The organism is Sporichthya sp., assembly GCF_013815995.1.
Taxonomy (GTDB): Bacteria; Actinomycetota; Actinomycetes; order Sporichthyales; family Sporichthyaceae; genus Sporichthya.
Genome location: NZ_JACDFE010000298.1, coordinates 1 through 4,344 on the forward strand (window position 1 = coordinate 1; position 4,344 = coordinate 4,344).

The 4,344-nt window shown below is 73.5% G+C and carries 5 protein-coding genes; 4 read left to right on the forward strand and 1 reads right to left on the reverse strand.

Translation table 11 applies throughout. The features are described from left to right. The 4 genes from H0X00_RS21965 to H0X00_RS21980 form a co-directional block, all read left to right on the forward strand. Positions 1-861 (forward strand): amidase (locus H0X00_RS21965; protein ID WP_293774857.1); only part of this gene is annotated, 861 nt, incomplete at its 5' end. 25 nt (positions 862-886) lie between these two features. Next, positions 887-3,055 carry a 4-alpha-glucanotransferase gene (malQ, locus tag H0X00_RS21970; protein WP_293774859.1) on the forward strand — a complete coding sequence of 723 codons (2,169 nt, stop codon included), beginning with the start codon at positions 887-889 and terminating at the stop codon, positions 3,053-3,055. A gap of 5 nt (positions 3,056-3,060) precedes the next feature. Further along, entirely contained in the window at positions 3,061-3,462 is a 402-nt protein-coding gene (locus H0X00_RS21975; protein WP_293774860.1) for a hypothetical protein, read from the forward strand. Beyond that, entirely contained in the window at positions 3,449-3,841 is a 393-nt protein-coding gene (locus tag H0X00_RS21980) for a DUF5130 family protein (protein WP_293774861.1), read from the forward strand. Before H0X00_RS21975 ends, H0X00_RS21980 begins: the two co-directional genes overlap by 14 nt. A 61-nt stretch (positions 3,842-3,902) precedes the next feature. On the opposite strand, the gene H0X00_RS21985 is transcribed toward H0X00_RS21980, so the two are convergent. Next, on the reverse strand, positions 3,903-4,344 hold a 442-nt coding region (locus H0X00_RS21985; RefSeq protein ID WP_293774862.1), incomplete at its 5' end, for an ERAP1-like C-terminal domain-containing protein.

Here is a 4,344-nt window from a genome sequence, read left to right on the forward strand (position 1 = left end):
GTGTGCGGGCTGGTCGGGTTCAAGCCCTCCCGCGGCCGGATCAGCAACGGCCCGATCGGCGGCGATCTGACGGGCCTGGTCACCCACGGCCCGCTGGCGCGCACGGTCGCCGACGCAGCCGCGTTCCTGGACGCAGTGGCCGGGCCGATGCCGGGGGACCCGTGGTGGGCCCCGCCGCCGGCCGAGACCTTCCTGTCCCGCACCCAGGCCGACCCGTCCCGGCTGCGGATCGGCCGCTTCGCGGCCGGGATCCTCGCCCGCCCCGAGATCCACCCTGACTGTCTCGCCGCCTACGAGGCCGCCACGGCGCTGCTGACCGACCTCGGGCACGAGGTGGTCGACGTCGACCCGCCGGCCGGGCCGGAGATGGCCGACACCTTCGGTGAGATCTGGGCCGCGCTGGCCGCGAGCGGTCCACTGCCGCCGCAGAGCGAGGACCTGCTCCGGCCGCTCACCCGCTGGCTGCGCGAGCGCGGCCGGGGGGTGCCGGTGACCCGATTTCTCGCCGCCGCCGGCGAACTGCAGAGCCTGGCCCGGCAGACCGCGCGGGCCTGGGCCTCCTTCGACGCCGTGCTGTCCCCGACCCTGGCCGCGCCGCCGGCGCGCATCGGCTCGATGCGGAACGACGCCGATCCGGCGAAGGACTTCGCCGACCAGCTGGACTTCACCCCGATCACGTCCTTCTACAACCTGACCGGCCAGCCCGCCGTCTCGCTGCCGCTGCACGTCGGTGCGGACGGACTCCCGATCGGCGTCATGCTCGCGGGGCGCCCGGCCGGTGACGGCGACCTGTTCGCGCTCGCTGCCCAGATCGAACGCGCGGCGCCCTGGGCGCATCGCAAGCCCCCGTTGTTTCCGTGAACACTGTGTTGGTAGGGGTTCTGACGTGAGTGAGCTTTCGCCGAACCTCGTCGCGCTCGCGACCGCCTGCGGGGTGGCGACCGAGTACTGGGACTGGCGCGGGGAGTACGTCGCGGTCCCGGAGTCGACGGTCGTCGCTGTGCTGGAGGCGCTGGGCTGGGAGGCCACGTCCTCGGCGGCCGCCGGCCGGTCGCTGAACCGGCTGGAGGCCGAACGCTGGCGCCGCATGCTGCCCACTGTGGTGACGACGCGTCAGCAGGCGCCGGCGCCGACCACGTTCTCGGTACACGTCCCGCACGGTTCGCCGGTGGAGGTCTGGGTCGAGCTCGAGGCCGGTGGGCGCGCCGAGGTGCGCCAGCTCGACCGTTGGGTGGAACCGTCCGTGATCGACGGCGACCTCACCGGCGAGGCCACGTTCGAACTGCCCGCCGACCTGCCGCTGGGCTACCACCGCATTGCGGCCCGGGGCGGGGAGGACGGTGCCGGTCGAGTTGCCGAGGCCTCGTTGATCGTCACTCCCGGCCACCTCGACCTGCCGTCCCGGCTGCACGGTCCGGACGGGCAACCGCAACGCACCTGGGGCTACCTGGCGCAGCTCTACCAGGTCCGTTCCGAACAGTCCTGGGGACCGGGCGACCTGCACGACCTGGCCGAACTCATCCAGTGGTCGGCGTCCGCCCTCGGCGCGGGCTTCGTGCTGATCAACCCGCTGCACGCGGCCGCGCCGCTGCCGCCGGTCGAGCCCTCGCCCTACCTGCCGGTGACCCGCCGGTTCGCCAGCCCGCTGTATCTGCGGGTGGAGGACGTTGCGGAGTACGCCGACCTGGAGCCGGCGCAGCGCGCCGCCGTCGACGCGCTGGGTGCCCCGTTGCGCGGCCGCGGCGGGCCCGAGGACCTGCTCGACCGGGACGCGTCCTGGACGGCAAAGCGGGCTGCCCTGCAGCTGATCCACGCCGAGGGGATGAGCGCGGCCCGGGGGCAGGAGTTCGCCGCGTTCCGCGACCGCGAAGGTGCGGCGCTGCGCGACTTCGCCACCTGGTCCGCGCTGTGCGAGGCCTACGGCCCGGAGTGGATGACCTGGCCCGACGAGCTCCGTGACCCCGCGTCAGAAACCGTCGCCGCCGAACGGGAGCGGCTGGGCGAGGCGGTCGATTTCGCGGCCTGGCTGCAGTGGCAGCTCGATCAGCAACTGGCCGCGGTCAAGGACCGGACCACCTCCGCCGGCATGGCACTCGGGGTGATCGGCGATCTCGCGGTGGGGGTGCACCCCGGCGGCGCGGACTCCTGGGCGATGCGCGACGTCCTCGCGGTCGGCGTCTCGGTCGGGGCCCCGCCGGACGCCTTCACCCAGCAGGGCCAGGACTGGAGCCAGCCGCCGTGGAAGCCGAACCGGCTCGCGGAGCTGGGCTATCGGCCGTTCCGGGACATGATCCGCAACCTGCTGCGGCACGCCGGCGGGATCCGGGTCGACCACGTGATGGGCATGTTCCGGCTGTGGTGGGTGCCGGCCGGGCGCAAGCCGTCCGAGGGCACCTACGTCCGCTACGACCACGAGGCGATGGTCGGCGTGCTGGCGCTGGAGGCCCACCGCGCGGGCGCAGTGGTGATCGGGGAGGACCTGGGCACCGTCGAGCCGTGGGTGCGCGACTACCTCCGCGAGCGCGGGATGCTCGGCACCTCGATCCTGTTCTTCGAGCGCGACGAGGTCGGCCCGCTGCCCGCCGACGCCTGGCGCCGGCTGTGCCTGGGCACGGTCACCACGCACGACCTGCCGCCGAGCGCCGGCTATCTGGCCGGCGAGCACGTGGTGATCCGGGACCGGCTCGGCCTCCTCACCCGCCCCGCGGACGAGGAGTGGATGAGCCTGTGGGACGAGGTGGCGTCCTGGCGCGCCCGACTGATCGAGGAGGGCATCGACCCCGGCCCGGTGGGAGACATCGGGGCGAAGGTGGAGGCGCTGCACCGCTTCCTGGCCCGCACGCCGGCCCTGCTGTGCGGGGTGGCCCTGGCCGACGCGGCCGGTGACCGCCGGACGCTGAACCAGCCCGGCACCTACCGGGAGTACCCCAACTGGCAGCTTCCGCTGCTCGACGCGGAGGGGACTCCGGTGCTGCTCGAGGACCTACGGGGCAGCGCCGGCCCGGGTGCCCGCGTGCGCTCGCTGGCTGCGGCATTCGCTAGTCTCCAGCCGTGATCGGTATGAGCAGGCGCGCCGCCCGCGCCGCAATTCTCGGCGCCGTTTTTGTCTCCTCGATGGTCGTCACCTCGCCGGCGATGGCCGCGCTCAAGCGTGACGACGGCGACGACCCGGGCGAGGGCATCTCCAAGCTCAAGATGCTGGGCATCTTCGTCGGGATCCCGGTCCTGGCGTTCGCGCTGATCTGGATTCTGGTCTCGATCCCCTCGACGGTCCGCGGCCCGCGCTACCGCCCCGGCAAGGAGTGGCAGGCCGAGGCCGAGTGGTACGGCGCCCCCGGCGACGAGGTCGAAGGTGGCCCCCGCGCGCCGGAGCTCGAAGGCGGAGACCCCGACCCGGCCCTGACCGGCACGGTCGTGCAGCCGGGCGAGAGTGACGGCGGTGGGACCAGTGCTCGCTGGTGACGCGTTCTCCGAGCGGCAGCGCGAGGAGATCGTCCGGGCGATCCAACTGGGCCGCAGGTCCAGTGGGGTGAACTTCTCGGTCTACGTCGGCACCGCCGACGGGCCGGCGCGGTCCTACGCCAAGCGGCGGCACGCCGAGCTCGGCGCGGAGGCAGCGGACTCGGTGCTCGTCTTCGTCGACCCGTCCGCGCGCAGCCTGGAGATCATCACCGGCTCCCGCGCCCGGCGCTGGGTGGACGACCGCGCCTGCGCGCTCGCGGCGCTGACCATGACCTCGACCTTCGCCGCCGGCAACCTCGCCGGCGGCATCGCCCAGGGCGTGCAGCTGCTGGCCGAGCACGCCCGGCACCCGCAGTCCCTGCACACGCACACGCGCTGACCCACCCCGGCGCCGCGTCGAACCATTAGGCGTGACACGCCTAATGGTTCGGTCCGCAGCGTCAGCCGGCGCGGCGGTCGCACTCCTGGGCGCGGAGCGCGCGCTGGACCCCGTCACGGGCCTCGTTGAGCAGGCGCCGCAGCGACGGGGCCGGGTCGTGGTCGGCGATGAAGCGGTCGGTGCGCTCGACGGTGTCGGCCGAGATCCGCCACGACGGGTAGAACCCGTTGACGATGTTCTGCGCGATCTCGTTCGTGCGCTCCTCCCACACCCGCGGGATCGCCTCGAAGTAGGGCTCGACGAACTGCTCGAGGATCTCGCCCTGCTCGATCTGGACGAAGCCGCCGATGATCGAGGCCTGCATCGCGTTCGGCAGCTTGTCCTCGGTGACGATGGAGGACCAGGCCTCTTCCTTCGCCTGCACCGTCGGGCGGGCCGCCAGCGCCCCGGCGGCGTGCCGTTGCCCGGCGGCGGTGTCGTCGCGGTCGAGCTCGGCGTCGATC

What these genes read in the sequence shown, in the direction of transcription:
- H0X00_RS21975 (WP_293774860.1), top strand. Translation starts at nt 3,061, where the DNA reads ATGAGCAGGCGCGCCGCCCGCGCCGCAATTCTCGGCGCCGTTTTTGTC.